This is a genomic window from Microbacterium pygmaeum (assembly GCF_900100885.1).
Classification (GTDB): Bacteria; Actinomycetota; Actinomycetes; order Actinomycetales; family Microbacteriaceae; genus Microbacterium; species Microbacterium pygmaeum.
This window is the reverse complement of the sequence record NZ_LT629692.1, coordinates 3,629,808-3,646,912: the sequence shown is the minus strand read 5'-3', so window position 1 is coordinate 3,646,912 and position 17,105 is coordinate 3,629,808. Positions and strand designations below refer to the sequence as shown.

Annotated in this window: 14 protein-coding genes; 5 read left to right on the top strand and 9 right to left on the bottom strand. The window is 69.9% G+C overall.

The features are described from left to right. Positions 1-23: 23 nt before the first annotated feature. From BLT19_RS17360 to BLT19_RS18060, 3 genes are read right to left on the bottom strand one after another with little or no spacing between them, the layout of a single operon-like run. Positions 24-2,300 (bottom strand): glycosyltransferase, encoded by a 2,277-nt coding sequence (locus tag BLT19_RS17360; RefSeq protein ID WP_091492946.1) that lies wholly within the window; start codon positions 2,298-2,300, stop codon positions 24-26. Next, positions 2,297-2,842: an acyltransferase gene (locus BLT19_RS17355; protein WP_231917712.1), complete on the bottom strand. Its 546-nt coding sequence runs from the start codon at positions 2,840-2,842 to the stop codon at positions 2,297-2,299. Before BLT19_RS17355 ends, BLT19_RS17360 begins: the two co-directional genes overlap by 4 nt. Then, positions 2,839-3,828 carry a glycosyltransferase family 2 protein gene (locus BLT19_RS18060; RefSeq protein WP_091492943.1) on the bottom strand — a complete coding sequence of 330 codons (990 nt, stop codon included), beginning with the start codon at positions 3,826-3,828 and terminating at the stop codon, positions 2,839-2,841. Before BLT19_RS18060 ends, BLT19_RS17355 begins: the two co-directional genes overlap by 4 nt. A gap of 334 nt (positions 3,829-4,162) precedes the next feature. On the opposite strand from BLT19_RS18060, the gene BLT19_RS17345 reads away from it, so the two are divergent. The 5 genes from BLT19_RS17345 (at position 4,163) to BLT19_RS17325 (ending at position 10,603) form a co-directional block, all read left to right on the top strand. Then, on the top strand, positions 4,163-5,152 hold the full coding sequence (locus tag BLT19_RS17345) for a hypothetical protein (RefSeq protein WP_157681899.1): 990 nt from the start codon (positions 4,163-4,165) through the stop codon (positions 5,150-5,152). Between the two features lie 10 nt (positions 5,153-5,162). Next, complete coding sequence (locus tag BLT19_RS17340) at positions 5,163-6,743, top strand: O-antigen ligase family protein (RefSeq protein WP_091492938.1); 1,581 nt, start codon at positions 5,163-5,165, stop codon at positions 6,741-6,743. Next, positions 6,740-7,600: a glycosyltransferase gene (locus tag BLT19_RS17335; protein ID WP_091492936.1), complete on the top strand. Its 861-nt coding sequence runs from the start codon at positions 6,740-6,742 to the stop codon at positions 7,598-7,600. Before BLT19_RS17340 ends, BLT19_RS17335 begins: the two co-directional genes overlap by 4 nt. Then, complete coding sequence (locus BLT19_RS17330) at positions 7,597-9,318, top strand: lipopolysaccharide biosynthesis protein (protein ID WP_091492933.1); 1,722 nt, start codon at positions 7,597-7,599, stop codon at positions 9,316-9,318. The genes BLT19_RS17335 and BLT19_RS17330 overlap by 4 nt, the downstream gene beginning before the upstream one ends. 73 nt (positions 9,319-9,391) lie before the next feature. Further along, a complete protein-coding gene (locus tag BLT19_RS17325; protein WP_091492931.1) occupies positions 9,392-10,603 on the top strand; it encodes a hypothetical protein in 1,212 nt (403 codons plus the stop codon). A 24-nt stretch (positions 10,604-10,627) separates the two neighbouring features. Here BLT19_RS17325 and BLT19_RS17320 read toward each other — a convergent pair whose 3' ends face one another. From BLT19_RS17320 to BLT19_RS17295, 6 genes are all read right to left on the bottom strand, one after another. Then, entirely contained in the window at positions 10,628-11,689 is a 1,062-nt protein-coding gene (locus tag BLT19_RS17320; RefSeq protein ID WP_091492928.1) for an alpha/beta hydrolase family protein, read from the bottom strand. 141 nt (positions 11,690-11,830) lie between these two features. After that, complete coding sequence (locus BLT19_RS17315; protein ID WP_091492926.1) at positions 11,831-13,090, bottom strand: hypothetical protein; 1,260 nt, start codon at positions 13,088-13,090, stop codon at positions 11,831-11,833. After that, positions 13,083-14,051: a glycosyltransferase gene (locus BLT19_RS17310; RefSeq protein ID WP_091492922.1), complete on the bottom strand. Its 969-nt coding sequence runs from the start codon at positions 14,049-14,051 to the stop codon at positions 13,083-13,085. The genes BLT19_RS17315 and BLT19_RS17310 overlap by 8 nt, the downstream gene beginning before the upstream one ends. A gap of 63 nt (positions 14,052-14,114) precedes the next feature. Continuing rightward, positions 14,115-15,305, bottom strand: coding sequence for a glycosyltransferase (locus tag BLT19_RS17305; RefSeq protein WP_091492920.1), 1,191 nt, complete (start codon positions 15,303-15,305; stop codon positions 14,115-14,117). Next, positions 15,302-15,859, bottom strand: a complete 558-nt coding sequence (locus BLT19_RS17300) for an acyltransferase (protein WP_091492918.1) — start codon at positions 15,857-15,859, stop codon at positions 15,302-15,304. The genes BLT19_RS17305 and BLT19_RS17300 overlap by 4 nt, the downstream gene beginning before the upstream one ends. Continuing rightward, positions 15,856-17,019: a glycosyltransferase gene (locus BLT19_RS17295; protein WP_091492915.1), complete on the bottom strand. Its 1,164-nt coding sequence runs from the start codon at positions 17,017-17,019 to the stop codon at positions 15,856-15,858. The genes BLT19_RS17300 and BLT19_RS17295 overlap by 4 nt, the downstream gene beginning before the upstream one ends. Between the last annotated feature and the right edge of the window lie 86 nt (positions 17,020-17,105).

Sequence of the window (17,105 nt, the reverse complement as noted above, 5' to 3'; positions counted from 1 at the left end):
ATGGCGAGGGTGTCGTGCAGGAGTCAGGGGCGCCCGGTGTCGGGCAGTCCGGACATGAGTTCGTAGATGCGGCCGGCGGCGCGGTGCACGTCTCCGGAAGCAGGTGTGGTCGCGCTGACGAAGAGCGAGCGGCCGTAGACGATCGCCGACGAGGAGAGCTCGTCGGTGCCGAGACTGCCCGGGAACGGCACGACGTGCAGCACCTCGGCCCCGGCCCAGTACCTCGCCGACGTGGCGAAGATGAGCATCGTGCTGGTGCCGATCTGCCGACCGGTCGCGGCCTTCCCGACGCGGGGATCCGCACGTTCGGCCAGCTGGCCGCGCACCGAGGTGACGACGCTGCCCAGTTCGTGGTCGGCGTTGCCGGAGATCTCGACGTCGCGCACGTTGTTGCGGATCTGGCGCTCGCCGTCGGTGTGCAGGGAGACCGGGATGCGCAGCGACACTTCACGCTCGGCGCCGTCCCAGGCGCTCATCACGGCCGCGATCTGCAGGTCGCTGAGCGAGCCGCCGAGGCCTCGCGCCCGCTTGTTGGCCGATGAGAGATCGAGCTTGCGGAAGTCGGAGTGGCGCGGCGGCATCAGGCCGTCGCCGGCGAGCCGGCCGCCGTCGTCGAACCGGAACGGCAGCCAGAGGCGCGCCGCCACCCGCCGCGCACGTCGGCGGATCGGCTTGGCGCCGTACGCGCGGAGGGCCGCGAGGCTGCTCGCATGTCGTGCCCGCCATTGCCGCAGTGCCAGCACGGGCAACTCCAGCCGCCGTGCCGGGCGGAATCCGGCGAACGGATCGGTCGGCTCCGGCAGCTCCTCGGCCGGATCCGCCCGCAGCATGACGCTGACCGTCTCCACGCCGGTCTTGCCGTCGACGATCGAGTGGTGGGTGAGCAGCCCGAGCGCCACGCGACCGTCGGCCAGCTCGGTGACCTTCACCCGCCAGAGCGGATGCCGCAGGTCGAAATACGGGTCGCCCTCGCCGCCCAGGCGGCGTACGTCGGCGGTCTTGAAGTCCACGATCTCGGAGGCGAAGCACAGGTGGCGGGACAGGTCGAAGTCGTCGTCCGGCACCCACGCGGGCGGCGTGAGTCCGAGCAGCGGTCGCTGCAGGCGCAGGCGGAACGTGGGGGTGCTCGCCAGTGTCCGCGCCACGTAGTCGCGGATGCGGTCGCGGTCGATCCTGCCCTCGGCGTCGCGCAGGGGCTCGCCGTCCAGCACGAACACGTACGGAAGGTGCATGACCTCGTACGAGCTGCGCCGGGAGAGGTAGCCCTCCTCCCAGATCTGCATGAACTCGGCGGACGGCGCGGGCGAAGAGGAAGCGGCGCTCTGGCTCGGCGACCCGCTCGCCGGTGGCTGCTGGCCGAAGATCGTCTGCCGAGCCTTCGGGTAGCCGTCCCGCCAGGCCTTCCGTGAACGCCAGACGACCGCCCAGGTGCTGTCCGGGCGTTTGCGCAGGATCGCCGGTGCGGCCCGCAGCGCGGCACCGGCCTGCAGCAGACCCACGCCGATCACTGCGGCCGGCCGGCTCCACGCGGTGCGCAGCACCGTCGCCTTGCCCGCCATGACCATCGCCATCTTCCGGCCGCTGGAGGAGGTGGACCCGCCGACAGCGTGGATGATGGTGGCCTCGGGGACGATCACCGGGCGCATCCCGCGCTCGATCGCCCGTGCGGAGAACTCGGCGTCCTCGCCGTAGAGGAAGAAGCGCTCGTCCATCCCGCCGATGCGGTGCCAGTCCTCGCGGGAGGTCAGCAGGAGGCAGCCGGTGATCACCGGCACCTCGCGCACCGTGTCGCGCTGCCAGGTGCCGAGCGACTCCGGATCGAACAGCCGCGATCGCTTGAAGACGGTGCTGAGGCCGAGCGCGAAGCTGGTCAGCGACCACAGGGTCATCCGCCCCCAGCACGAGCTCGGATCGGTCGTGCCGTCCGGGCGCAGCGTGCGCCCGCCGTAGACGCCGTGCGCGGGATTGCGCTCGGCGAACGCCACGATCGCGTCCACCGCGGCCGGCAGCACGACGGTGTCGGGGTTCAGCAGCAGCACCCACGGGGCGGTCGAGGATTCGACGCCGAGGTTCACGCCGGCTGCGAAGCCCAGGTTGGCGCCCGCCTCGACCACGGTGATGTCCGGGAACGCCTCGCGCAGCGCGGTGGCGCTGCCGTCGACCGAGCCGTTGTCGACGACGACGATCTCGAGCGGCCGGGTGGTCGCTGTCCGAAGGCTCTCCACGCAGGTGAGCGTCTCGTCGCGCGTGTTGTAGCTGACGATGATGACAGCGACGCGCTCGCCGGGTGCCACGCTCATGCGGTGCCCTGCTTCGCCAGGGCCGGGTCGCGCCAGGAGATCACCTTGGCGGGCACGCCCCCCACGATGCTGCCGGCAGGAACGTCCTTGGTGACCACGGCCCCCGCCGCGATGATCGCGCCGTCGCCGATGGTCACCCCGGCCAGCACGACGGTGTTCGCGCCGAGCCAGACGTCATCGCCGATGAGGATGTCCTCTTCGATCTTGGGCTGATCCATGACGTAGGCGCCGGGCTCGATGCCGTAGTTGGAGGCCGTGATCGTGACGTGCGGCGCGAGCAGGCACTTCTTGCCGAAGACGATCCGGCCGGTCGAATTGCCCGCCCAGATCAGGCTGTGCTCGCCGATGTGCGAGCCCTCGCCGATCGTGATGCGCTCCGCGTTGCGGAAGGACACGTTGGGGGCGAAGCTCACGTTCGCGCCGCGATTCAGGAGCCGCACCTGCTGCACGTGCGAGTACGACGCGAAGTGCAGCAGACGGAACGCCTGGGCGTAGGTGCGCGGGTCGATCAACGACCGGGCTGCGCCGGCGAGTCTGCTCACGAGAGGGGCCTTCCGGTCGGAGTCGTGGCGGATGCCGCGGCCACCGCCGCGGGCGGCTGCACGTCCTGGAACCGCAGCCCGTCCAGCGGGATGCGGGCGGCCTCGCGGAACCCGTCGGCGAAGCCGCGCAGGTAGGCGGCCTGACCCGCGCGAGTGCGCGCGCTGCGCCAGCGGCGCACGTATCGCACAGCAGCGCGACGCACGGCGAGAGCGGTCAGCGACCTGCCGGGGGCGCCGGTCGAGCGGACCCATTTGCGGGCCATCGCACCGATGCCAAGGCCGTACGCGCGGTTGAGGGTGACGTAGTCGGCGTCGCTGCGCGTGAAGACGTGGCGCACGATCGCGCTCGGCACCTGGACGAGCGTCGAGCCCGAGGCGAGGATGCGGCAGAACGCGTCGAGGTCCTCCGCGCCGCCGAAGCGGCGGCCGGCGCCCAGCAGTGGGTCGAAGCCGCCGAGGCTCCGCAGCAGTGAGACGCGGAAGGCCATGAGGGCGCCGTGTCCGGCATCCAGTCCCTCATTCGTCCGCGAGAGCACCCGATTCGGCGCCGCTTCCGGCGCCGGGCGATCGTCGGCGATGTCGAGGAGGCGGCCGGTCGTGGCTCCGACCCCGTCGGCGGCGAAGGGGGCGACGAGGCGCTCGGCGAAGCCGGGCTGCACGTGGCAGTCGTCATCGGTGTAGATCGCGAACTCGCGCTCGGTGGCGGCGAGCCCCGCGTTGCGGGCGATGGAGAGACCGGGAATGTCGGAGCGGACGTAGCGCACTCCCGCATCGGCGACGACCTGCGCGGTCTCGTCGGAGGTCGACCCGGAGTCGACCACGATGACTTCGATCGCCGCGGGCAGGACCTTCCGGATCGTGGCCAGCGCCTCGGCAAGGTAGGCCGGACGGTCGCGGGTGCACAGGATCAGGCACACGCGCTCCAGCGCAGGACCGCTTGTCGAAGCGGTCCCGTCGTCTTCCCCGTACGACGGAATCACGTCCATGGCCTTTCCCCAAATGCGTGGCACGTACACAGGAGTCACGCGTCAGTGATGCATCCCCAAGACAGCATCCGCGAAGTCAGGCCCCCGACTTCAGAATCCCTTGTCGAGGCGAGTGATGCAAGTCGAGCCCCATTTGTGTCCCCGCTGTTTCGCATACCGTTACACGTCGGCAACAAAACCGTGTGAAGGTAGACTCTTCACAACGGCATCGCCATGCGCTGGACTGCGGGGGAACGTGCGTCACTGGCCCAAGCGTCATGAGCGTGCCGTCCACAGTCGTGAGCCAGCGAAGCCGAACGATTTGGGGAACGTTTCGGATTGGGGAATCTCGACGATGGATCAGCCTGTTTACCTTCGACGCCTTTTGCGTCAGAAGGTCCTTCTCATTATCGGCGCAGTGGTCGCCATCATCGCCGGCCTGCTCGCCGGCTTCACCATCCAGAACGGTGAGATCGTTCCGCGAGCGGACAAGGTCTACACCGCCTCCGGCACCGTGCTGCTGACCTCGCCGAACCCGCAGTACTTCCAGGTCGAGGTGCCCGGCGTCACGCAGGCGCTGCCGGCTGCCGGCGATCCGGCTGCCGCGCAGGAGCTGATCGTGCAGGAGTCCACGCCGATCAACCTCGCCTCGAACGCGATCGTCCTGGCCTACCTGGCCTCGTCCGACCAGATCACCGCCGACGTCGAGTCGGTCGTGGGCGAGCTCAGCGACGGCGAGGCGATCGCCGCCGTGAGCCGCACGACGCAGCCCACCGGTGACGAGACCTTCCCGGGCCGCCTCACGCTGCCCCTTCTGGACATCGCGGCCACCGCGCTGTCGCCGGATCGCGCCGAAGAGCTCGCCACTGCGGCCACCACCGCCTTCGAGACCATGGTCACGACCAGCCAGGACGAGCTCGGCGTCGCCGAGGACATCCGCCTGAACCTCGACGTGCTCAACGTGCCCGTCGCGGACGAGGGCGAAGGCAGCAACCCCGCGATCCCGGTCGTCGTGGTCGCCGTCGGCGTCTTCCTGCTCTTCGTCGCCGCAGCCCTCATCCTCGAGGCCGTCCGCGATCGCCGCCGTACCAGGAACGGCGAGCCCGACGACAGCGACGACGACACGGACTCGGCCGACGAGGACGATGCGGTTGCCTCGGCCCCGGCCGACGCGGACGAGTTCACCGTCGCCGACGACCGCGAGCTCGCGCCGGTCGGTGCATCGGCTCCGCTCGACGAGTCCGCGCCGGCGCGCTCTGCCCGCCGTCGGGCTCGCGCCCCCCGTGTCGATTCATCCGTGAACGCCTTCGCCGGCGCGCCCGCGGACGCTTCGCACAACGACTGAGAGTCGGCTCATGGCCGACCTCTTGACAGTGGATTCGCCGTCGCCGGATCTCGGCGCGCCTGCTGAGCGCGCCGAGACCGTCGACCGCGCCGCGCGCAGAAGGCGTCTGCGCAACGACATCCTGATCGCGCTGGGCCTTGCGGCCGTCGTTCTGCTCGCGGTGATCTTCCTGGATCCGATGATCGCCGGCGGCGTGCTGCTGATCGCGGCAGCCGCCTACGTCTTCCGCGGCATCGTGTTCCGCTGGTCGAGCATGCTGCTCGTGCTGGCCGGGGTGGTCATGTTCGTCCCGATCCGCCGCTACGCGCTGCCGATCGACGTCGGCTTCGCCCTCGAGCCGTATCGCGTGCTGATCAGCGTGCTGCTGGTCGCGATCGTCATCGGCCTGTGGAGCGGGAAGCTCGTCTGGAAGCCGATCGTCTGGGGCTGGCCGTTCGCGATCTTCCTGTGGACCATGTTCGCGTCGTTGATGTACAACGCCGTCTCGGTCACCGAGTCGGGTGCCATCACCGGCGGCTTCTCGAACATGTTCCAGCTGACGTTCTTCCTCTCGGTCGCCGTCATCGTCCGCCAGCTGATCAGCAGCGAGCAGCAGGTGCTGACGCTGCTGACGTTCCTCGTGATCGCCGGCGCCATTGTCGGCATCTTCGCGTTCTTCGAACGCATCAGCCACTTCAACGTCTTCCTGCAGCTGCAGAACTTCCTGCCGCTGGAGCTCCTTCGCGATGACGCCGAATCGGTGCGCGCCGGCGGCAACCGCTCGTACGCCTCGTCGCAGCATCCGATCGCCCTCTCCGTGCTGTTCACGATGCTGGTGCCGATCGGGATCTACCTGATGAAGTTCGGGCCCTGGCCCAAGCACCCGTTCAACCGCAAGGCGCTGTATTCGATCCTGCTCGCGATGATGATGCTGGGGCTGCTGAGCGCCGTCTCGCGCACCGGCGTCGTCGTGCTCGGCGCGATGTTCCTGTACACGCTGCTGCTCAGGCCGCGACTGGCCGGGATCCTGTTCGTGATCGGGCTCCCGTTCGCGCTGATCACGGGTCTGGTGCTGCCGAAGCTGGTCGAGACCACCGTGCTCTCGCTGTTCGACGTGCAGGGGCTGATCGCCGGACAGTTCTCCAGCATCGGGATGGCAGGTCAAGGCCGTCTCGCCGACGTCGAACCCGCCCTGGCCGAACTCTCGCAGCAGCCTTGGTTCGGCAGCGGCCTGGCCACCCGCGTGGTCGTCGGTGAGAATGCCAACGCGCAGATCCTCGACAACCAGTGGCTGGGCACGGCGATGGAGACCGGTGTGGTCGGCGTCATCGGGCTCATCGCGCTGCTGGTCTACCCGGTGTACCGCCTGATCCGCTTCTCGTTCACCTCGACGGCGCCGCAGAGCCGGGTGTTCCTGACCTTCGCGATCGGCGCATCGACGCTCGGCTACGCGGTGGGCGCGTACTTCTACGACGCCTTCTCGTTCATGCAGGCGTTCCTGATGCTCACGATCCTGCTGGGCGTCGCCGCGTGGGCGATGACCGACGGATCCGAGACGTGGCCGAAGTCCAAGATCCCGAAGGCCGAGAAGTCTCCGGCGGGCGTGCGATGAGCGCGATCTCCGTCGTCATCCCGGCGCACGACGAGGCGACCGTCATCGAGCGCGCGCTGACCGCCCTGGTCGACACGCACGCCGAGATCGTCGTGGTCGCCAACGGCTGCAGCGACCGGACCGCGGAGATCGCCCGTGATTTCGATACGGATGCCGTGGCTGCGACCGTCCGGGTGCTCGAACTGGAGCACGGCTCGAAGATCAAGGCGCTCAACGCGGGATCCGCGGACGTCAGTGCCTACCCGGTCGCCTACGTGGACGCCGATGTGATCGTCTCGGGCGCCGTGCTGACCGAGATCGCCGGCCGGATGGACGAGGTCGGCGCCCTGGTCGCCGCGCCGCGCATGATCGTGCTGCCCTCGCGCTCCTGGTGGGTGCGGCAGTACTACCGGGTGTGGGCGCTGACCGACTACCGCGCGTCGGGCCACATCGGCTCGGGCGTGTACATCCTCAGCTCCACCGGTCGGGCCCGCTTCGAGGAGTTTCCCGACGTGATCGCCGACGACCTGTACGTGCAGCGGCTGTTCGCCCCGCACGAGCGCTTCACGCCGGCCGGACTCACCTTCTCGGTGCACGCGCCCGGCACGCTGCGCGCGCTGCTGGGCCGCAACACCCGCATCGCGGCCGGGAACCAGGAGCTCGCGGTGCGCTTCCCCGAGCTCACCCCGCCGGCGACCTCGGTGGGCGGCGCTCGGTCGCTGCTCTCGCGCGTCTGGCGCCGGCCGTCGCTGTGGGCTGGCTTCGCGGTCTACACCGCGGTCTACCTCACGGCCCACCGCAGGGCCGCGCGACTCCTGCGCAGCCGTGCATCGATCTCGTGGAACCGTGACCACACCACGCGGGAGCAGACGACGTGAGCGGTACCCAGAACCTGGCCCACAAGGCATCGCGCGGCGTCGCGGTCACGATGGGCGGACTGTGGGGCCGCGCGCTCCTGCAGATGCTCTCGACCGTGGTGCTCGCCCGCCTGCTGACGCCGGCCGACTTCGGTCTCATCGCGATGGTCGGCTCGATCATGGGCATCGCCGAACTCGTCCGCGACTTCGGCATGACCGGCGCCATCATCCAGGCCAAGAACCTCAGTGACCGGGTGTGGAAGAGCCTGCTGTGGGTGTCGGCCCTCATCGGCATCGTGCTCTCGGTCGCGGTCGCGCTGTCGGCGCCGCTGGTCGCCGCGCTCTACAACGAGCCGCGCCTGGTCGCGATCACCCTCTTCATGGCGCCGGGTGTGTTCCTGAGCGGCCTCGTCATGCCGCTGCAGGCCATGGCCACGAAGAACCTGCGCTTCGGGCTGCTCGCGAGCCTGGACATCTCCACGATGGCCGCCGGCGTGGTCGCCGGCATCGTGGCGGCGCTGCTGGGCGCCGGCTTCTGGTCGCTCGTCATCATGGCCGGTGCGCAGTTCATCATCCGGCTCGTCGTGCTGTGGTCGCTCGTGCGCCCCAAGTGGGGCCCACCGCGCATCGTCAAGGAGACCTGGCCGCTGCTGGGCACCGGCGGCAGCATCTTCGGCGCCGAGCTGCTCGGCTACGCCGAGAAGAACCTCGACAACGTCATCATCGGTGCCACCCTCGGCCCGGCCGCCCTCGGTCAGTATTCACGCGCGTACGCGCTGTTCCTGTTGCCGCTGCAGCAGATGAACGGCCCGCTCGGCCGTGTCGCGCTGCCGGTCCTGAGCGCGCTCCGCGATGAGGGCGATCGCTACCGCCGGTACATCCGCAGCGCCGCCCTGGTGATCGGCTACCTGACGCTGCCCACGTACGCGGTGGCGGCCGGCGTCGCGCAGCCGCTCGTGCGCCTGCTCCTCGGTCCCGGCTGGGAGATGGCGGCGACGCTGTTCAGCCTGCTGGCCATCGCCGGTTTCGCCCAGGCGATCGGCCGGCTCCGCACCTGGCTGTACATCTCGCTCGGGCACTCGCACCGCCAGTTCGTCTACGACCTCGTCGCGCGCCCGATCGTGATCGCCGGATTCTTCTTCGGCATCTGGTGGGGTGGGCTGCCCGGCCTCGTGCTGACCTACGGCGCGCTGAGCCTCATCCTGCTCGTCCCCGGGTTCGGCTTCGCCATGCGCGGCACGTTCGTGCGGCCCGGCGATGTGGCGCTGCCGATCATCCGCCCCGCCATCATGGCCGTGCTCGCCTTCGCCGGATCGTGGGGTGCGTCCCACCTCGTGATCGACACGATCGCGATCGTGCAGGTGATCGTGGGCATGGTCGGATCGCTGGTCATCATCTCGCCCCTGTTCCTGCTCAAGAGCTACCGCGGCGACGTCGGAAAGCTGCTGGGCTTCGTGCGCAGCATCCGTGCTCCGAAAGCGCGTCCGGCGAAGACGGATGCCGCGGCCGACGACGCCGAGACGACCGAGGAGATGGCGGCCGAGCTCGCCAACACCGAGACGTTCTCGGAGACGGCGAACGAGGAGCAGAAGACCGACGAGGACCGTCTGATCGAGACCGAGGAGCTGACTCGCCGCGCACGGCGGGCGGCCGCGGCGGCCGCGGACGCGGGAACCGCGCCGGCATCGACCACGACGAAGACCGCAGATCCGCAGGGCGACGACTCCCGCCATCCTTGAGCCACAGGGCGTCCGCGCTTTGGCGCGTTCTGCGCGCTGAGGCAGGATGGAGGTTCGTCTCTGTGGAGGTTTCATGACGCGTCCGTTCAGTCGCCGGGCGTTCTTCGGTACCTCTATCGTGGCGGCCACCGGGTTCGCCGCGGTCGCGTGCGCCCCCGAAAAGCCGACGCCCACGCCGACGCCCACGCCGACGCCGACGACGAGGCCCGGCACGTCGACGCGTCGCGGGGTCAGCTCGTCGTACGGTCCGAACGGCACGCACTTCCCCGCCGAGGTGCCGTGGCCCGGTGAGGTCGCGGCGCTGGAGATCGACGCACGCTGCGACTGGGTCGACATCGCCCGCCGCGTGCAGACGCTGAGCGCAGAAGAGGTGATGGCGGGGGTGGTCATCCGGGTCGCGCCGGGCACGCTGTCGGGCGGCGGCTGGACCTCGTCGGCCACGCCGGCCCTCGCCCAGGTCGGCAACCAGACGTGGGGCCGCAACGTGCTCATCGTGCCCCGCGACGGCTTCGGCACGGTGCAGATCGCCGACGCCGGCGCGCGCTTCGACCAGTGCGCACGGCTGTCGTTCTTCGGCTTCGAGAGCGCCGGCGGCTTCGCCCTCACCCGCTGCGTCGACATCCAGGTCGGCTGGAGCCGCTTCGACGGCATGAGCATCACGCGCGGCGGTCGCAACCTCGCCCTGTACGAACTCGTGCTCGGATTCCGCCGCAACGCCGACGACACCAGCGCCGTCCGGCCCACCGAGACCTTCGAGATGACGAACCTGAGCCGGCACGGCTGCGTGTTCGGACCGTCGATCAAACCCGAGGGCAGCGACGCGCACTGCGACACGATCCAGCTCGAGGGCACCGGCACCGGTGCGTTCGGCCCGATCATCACCGTCGACTGCGTCGACTACGGCTCGTCGAACGCGACCGAGCTGCTCCAGGACAAGCTGCAGCGGGCCGAGTACCACCACAGCCTGATCCTGGGCGGTCAGCTGCCGTGGCGGATCTACCCGCTCCAGCCGGGCGATTACCAGGGCGACCCGAACGCGTTCGCCGGCGGCTGCCCCGATGTGCGGCTGTACGACTCGGTGGTCTCGGGCGCGATCGGGCGCATGGGCTTCACCGACGTGCAGAACACGCGGATCAGCTACGGGCCGGTCGATGCCCAGTACCCGGCGTCGGGAACGTGGACGGTCGACACCGGCGTGGCCGACTGGAGCGCGGCCGACATCATGGGCGTGCAGACGGTGAACGACTACGAGCGCGCGACGCTGCAGGCCCTCTGGGCCTGGTAGCGCCGGATCGGGCGCGCGAGCCCGTCAGTCGCGCAGCACGGCGTCGAGCGCGGCGATCGTGATGCCGACCTCTTCGTCGCGGCGCGGCTTGAAGTGGTGGTCACCGCCGTCGATGAGCACGATCTCCGCCGGGTTCCCGGTCGCCTGCCATGCGTCGACCGTCTGCTGCGACCACTCGGGGAACGTCGAATCGTCGTCGGTGCCGTGGATCATCAGCAGCGGCTCGGTGACGCGGTCGAAGAACGTCCGAGGGGAGATGTCGGCCCAATACTGGGCAAGCTGCGCCGGATCCGTGTCCTCGCCGAGGAACTCGTCCATCGCGCCGGGGTTCTCGGCCTCGATCGCGTCCATCGCCTCCTTGAAGTCCGACGGTGCCGCGGCCAGGGCCACGACGATGTCGGAGGCGCCGGGGGCGATGACCGCGGCATCCAGCACCAGCAGCCCGCCCAGCGAGTGCCCGACGAGTCCGACGTTCTCGGGATCGACCTCGGGTGCCGCACCGTCGCGCAGCGCGCGAAGCCCGTTGACGACGTCCAGCGCCATTCCCCAATCCAGCACCGTCATCCAGCCGAAGCCGGGGTCGACCTCGAGGCTGTCGGCGTCAGCGGCGTCGGAGTCCGCGTACCCGCGCATGTCGACCGCGAGCACCGCGTAGCCGCTCGAGATGAGCGCGCGCTGCTCGGGGATCAGGTCGGTGCCGGTGTCGTAGTCCTCAGGGTCGACGCTGCCGTGCACGACGACGACGGCCGGGAACGGTCCGTCGCCCTGGGGGGTCCGCAGCACGGCGGTGACGCGCTTGCCGCCGCTCATGTAGGCGACCTGCGTCGCCGTCTCGTCTGCGACCGCCTCGACGGGTCCGATGGTCTCGAAGGTCGGGCTCTCCGCGGGCATCGCGATCATGGATGGGATCGTGAGCGGGCCGGAGGCCGTGGCGGTCGGAGTGGGCGTGGCCGTCTCCTCGACGATCGGGGCGGACGGGGCGGCGCACGCCCCGAGAAGGAGCGTCACCGCCGCGACTGCGGAGACGGATGCGATGCGGATGCTGCGGCGTCGCGTGCGGCGGAATACGGCGGATCGGCTCGACAAGATCGCGCTCTCTCTGTGCGTTCGAAGCCCCAGTCGGACGGACGACCCGGACGGTCGTTCCGCTCTCTTCGAAGTTCTGACGGTATCAAACCGAGATGTCGGTTCCGTGTCGCGAACCTGTGCGGACCCTATCGATCACACTCACCAGGCCCACAGTGCGGTAAGGGTCGCCGGCTCGTAGTCGTCGACGGACTGGCGCGACATGATGTCGTCCCGATCCCAGCTTGCGACCGACGTGTCGACGGTCCAGCTGCCTGACCCGCTCGGCTGCTGCTTGTCCTGCGGCGGGTAGCTGAGGATCGTGTTCTGCACGTCGGTGAAGCCCATGCCGCCGATCGGCCCGGCGATGACCGAGTCGTAGGCGCGCACGTCTTCGCAGCCGCCGGAGAACGCGTTCGGGGTGCCCTCGTAGTCGCCGGGGCGGAGCGGGAAGACCTCCCACGGCAGGGTGTCGCCGAGCACCATGCAGTGACGGAACTCGGCGCGGGTCACCTGCGTGTGCAGGAGCATCGCGGCGTTCGACGACCCGTAGTCGACGCAGTCCACGTTCAGGAACGGACCGAACTCGCCGGTGCCGGTGCCCTCGAGCTGCATCGTGTCGCAGTGCGCGTCGCTGTCGGCGGGCTTGACCGAGGGGCCGAAGACGCAGCCGTAGCGCGAGATCCCGGTCATCGCGTTGGCGTCGGTGGGGCGGATGCCGACGGTGTCCTCCGGGTTGTAGCGGAAGCCGAGCACGAGCTCGTGCATCTCGAGGTCGGTGCCCCCGCGGGTGACGTTCAGGGCATCGAGCCGGCTCCAGCCCAGCTGCATCGACGCGCACTCGGTGAGGGTGAACGAGCCCCCGCTGAGGAAGCCGAACAGCGACAGGCGCGAGCAGGCGTCGAGCCGGATGCCCTCGGCGGCCACCGTGACACTGCCGAATCCGTCGGCCGGACAGATCAGCACGTTGCGCTGCCACGACGGGTCGCCCAGCCCAGCGAGCACCGGGTTCGACGAGGACTTCGCGCCGTTGCCCGGCAGCGTGCCCGGCGAGACCCGGATCACGGCCCCCGCAGCGACCTGCGCGGCGGTCAGGCCCCCGACAGCGGCACCGATCGCCTCCCACGAGCAGTCGACGACGAGGTCGGATGCCGCGGACTCGCCCGGCCAGGGCGTGCTGTCGGGAAAGTGGGTGCCGTTCGGACCGAACGACGGCGAGAGGGTCGGGCGGGCGGATGCTCCCGGCACGGCATCGGCGGATGCCGCGCCCGAGGGCGTCGAGGTCGGCGAAGGAGACGAAGGCGCCGAGTCCGACGAGGGAGCGTCCGAAGGCGCGCACCCGACGAGGACTCCGAGAGCCGCGGTCGTGGTGACCAGGAGTCCGCCGCGAAGGAAGCTGCGCCGATCGATGTCGCTACCCATGCCGCTCCATGACGGGCGTCAGGTGGAACGCCGGCGGCTGCACGGTTCGGACGCTCTGGCGGCTGGCGAAGACGATGTCCTCGGCGGTCAGGTCATCGACCTGGCGGAGCGTGGCGAGCTCGCGCCGGTCGAGCTCGCGCGCGACCTGCACCTGATGGTCGTCGATGTGCTCGCCGTGCTCCTTGGTGCGCGGGATCATGATCGGGTGCTTGCCGAGGCTGAGCGCGGTGAGCGCCCCGCCGACGCCGGCATGCGTGATCACGACGTCGGCGCGGGCGATCGCGGCCTTCAGATCGTCGTGCGGCATGCTCACCACGCCCTCGATCCCGAGGTGCGAGACGTCGGCGTCGCCGGTCTGGTACAGCACCTCGTCGAAGTCGGCCAGGAGCGGCACGACCTTGTCGAACAGGCGTGTGAAGGGGTAGCCCTCCTGCGTGCCGACCGAGACGACCGCGCGACGGGGAGTGCGGTCCGACACCTCGCCGGGCGCGAAGGAGTCGAACACCGAGCCGCGGTACTGCCAGCGGTCATCGGCCCAGGCCGGGTACTGGCAGAAGGTCTGGATGCGCTTGACGCGCGAGATGATCTTGCCCGTCATCGAGGGTCCGTCGGCGCGCGCGGCGCTCTCGATGTAGAACGTCGGGATGCCCTTTCTGGCCGCCAGCGGCAGGAAGGCGACGGCCGGGCTCGAGCCCGTGCTGATCGCCTGCACGAAGGTGTTCTCAGCCAGCACCTTGCGGGCCAGCGGCAGCATCTTGGCGAAGTTGCGCAGATCGCGCGGGGCGGTGAACGGCGCGTAGATGACCCGCCGACCCTCGAGCAGCGACTCGCTCAGCCCGTTGCGGAAGGTCACCCAGACCTGGCGCTCCGGGGCGATGCCCATGCGCTCGGCGAAGCCGGCCAGCTGCCTCAGGTGCCCGCCGCCGGAGCAGACGAGCAGTACGTCTCCATCGTCAGTCATATTCTTTTCCCCCAGTGTTCGTCATGTGCCGCGGTGAGCTCGGGTGCCCGCCGCATGGACGTCTCAGCCGGACCCCTCCAGCAGAGACAGAATTTCGTGGTGCCTGCTCGACCAGGCGTTCGCCAGGACGAAGGCGCGGCGCTCGGACTCGTCCTGCACGCCGAGCGCGAGCGCGGCGTCGGTCAGGTCGGTGAACTCCGCGACGGTCGGGGCGAGCAGCACGCGCTCGCCGAGTCCGTTGACGGGCAGCAGGTCGGTCGCCAGGACCGGTCGGCCCGCGGCCAGGTATTCGTACACCTTCAGTGGGCTCATCGCCTCGGTCAGCGGTGTGCGCCGGTGCGCGAGCAGGGTGAGTTCGGCGTTGCGCAGCACCGCGACGACTTCGCGGCGACCGACGAGGCCCCGGATGTGCACGTTGGGCAGCGCGCGCAGCTGCGCGACGTAGCCGGCGTCCGGTGCGGGCCCGATCAGCACGATGTGCAGGTCGGGCCGGGCCGTGGCCAGCGCCCGCAGTCCCTCCAGGTCGAGCCGGGAGTCGAGGGTTCCGACATAGACGGCCCGCGGGCCGGGGATGCGGGCGAACCATTCGGGAGCGGCGGGCTGGCTGCCCAGCCACTCGTCCGGCTCGATGCCGTTGGGCACCACGCGATGCGGCCCGGTCGGGCCGATGCGGTCGATGATCTCCTGCGAGACCGCCGCGACAGCGTGACCCCGCTCCGAGATGCGCCGGTATGCCTCGCGGTACGCCGGCCAGTACTTGCGGCGTGCCGGCGAGCTCAGCCAGTCATCGCGCGCGTAGTAGAGGCCGCCGCTGGTCCAGCTCAGATCCGAGAAGCCCGCCACCAGCGGGTTCGCGGTGATGAACGCCGGCTTCTGGAGGCCGGCTGCGGCCGCAGCATCCCGGATCTGCTTCTCGTACCCCGCGTAGGCCGCGGCGACCTCGTCGAGATCGGTCGGGTCTGCGCGCGCCCAGCGCATCGGGCTGACGTGGCGGATGTCGGCGGTGTTGCGGCCGCGGTGGCGGACGTCGATCAGCGCGCGCGCCCAGTTGGTCGCCCGCGAACGGTACGGGTCGGCCACGACCAGCTTGCGCACCTCGGGGCTGGTCATCAGCGTCGAGAGCAGGCGGTCCGGCGGGCGCATCATGCCGCGCTTGTGCGCGTCGGCGAACGATTCGTACGAGAACGTGAAGACGTAGTCGGATGCCGCAGGCGTGCGGACCTCGTCGAGGGGGGAGTGGTCGGCCATGGTCATGCGAGCTCCCGCAGGACTCGTGCCGGCACACCGGCGGCGACGGTGCGGGGCGGCACGTCGGCCCGGACGACGCTGTTCGCGCCGATCACACTCCCGGCGCCGATGGTCACGCCCGGCAGCACGACCACGTTCTGGCCGAGCCACGCGCCGCGCTCGATGAGCACCGGCGCGACCCGGCCGATGCCCTGGTCGCGGATCGGCATCGACGGGTCGTCGAAGCTGTGCGAGTGATCGGAGATGTAGCAGCCGCGGGCGATCGCGACTCCCTCTTCGATCTCGACGCGGGCGACCGCAGAGATCGAGGTCGTGTTCATGCGGACCCGGTCGTGCAGGACGATGTTCGGACCCTCCTGGCGCTGCTCGGGCACGATGAGCCACGATCCGGCGCCGATGAGGACCTTCCTGCCGACGCTGATGTGCTGGGCACCCGAGAGCCGGGTGGGCAGCAGGATCCGCGAGCCGTCGCCGAAGGCGGCGAAACCCGGTGCCGCGAGCTTGCTGAAGAGCAGGTCGCGGATGCGCTGCGCGCGAATCATGATGTCGAGTGTGTTCATGCCGGGATGTTCGCCTCGTCGGTCGACGCGGGCGACGCTGCCTGCTTGGTGGGGGGTTCGGTGATGTGGGCGAACGTCTCGACGGCCGGCGCGATCGGCGCGCGTTCGAGCAGCGACAGGGTGAGTGAGGCGAGCCGGGTGACGTAGTCGCTCTCGGACAGGCCGCGCGCCTCGGCGACGCCGGGATCGGCCTGCGGGGGAGCGGCGATGGCGGAGCGGATGGCGGCTTCGAATCCCGCCGCATCGCCGACGGCGACCAGCTGGGTCGCGCCGCCTTCGAGGTACTCCTCGATGCCGCCGGCCTCGGAGGCGACGACGGGCAGGCCGGCTGAGATCGCCTCGATCGCGACGGTGCAGCCGGACGCGTGGTGGTTGCGGATGAGCGGGATCGCCACGACGGTGGCCTCGGCATACGCGTTCTCGAGGATGTCGAGCTGGGTCGTCGATCGCACGACGACGTTCGCCGGCCAGGGCTGCGACTTTGCGTCAGCGGAGAGCGAGATGACGTCGAAGTCGACCTCGGGCATCCGCTTGCTCACCTCGACCAGCAGCGGCCAGTCGCGGTGACGGTCGTTGCCGATGGTGAGCACGCGCGGGGGGACCGGGAGGGCGGTGTCTGCCCCCCGCGCGCGTGCGAAGTGGGTTCCGAACGGCACGCGGATCACGGTGCGACCGGGTACCGACGACCGTGACAGGTCGCGGTTGTCGCTGCTGAGGACGACTTCGACCTCATGCCGGCGCAGCAGACTGCCGAACAGTCGTCGGCGCACCCCGGATATCGAACCCCACTGGTCCCAGAGCCACACCGACTGCGCCACCGTGACCGCGCGGTAGCGGCGCGGCTGCAGGGCCTTGAGGAAGGCGACCGCGAGGTGCTCGCGCTCGGTGTGGGTCCAGACCGCGTCGGCGGCCTGGATGATGCGGCGGTTGCGCCAGACGTGCACGAGATCGAAACCCATGACGCGGCGAACCGTCATGCGCAGCATCCGCGACATCCTTCCCTCGTTGTGATCGGTCGACCACGCCGTGGTGAACCATGCATCTGCGAGGTGGTACGCGTAGGGAGTCTCATCGACGAGTTCGCCGGCGTCGTGGCGCTTGCGCCAGGCTGTCGGATTCAGCCCGTACCGCAGAATGATCGCGACGCGTGGAGTCCCCATCCCCAAGTCCCCATCCCCCGTGTCACAAATCTAGGTGCACCCAGCGTCGAGTTGACGCCCCGTAACGCGATCGACCCGAAACGGAT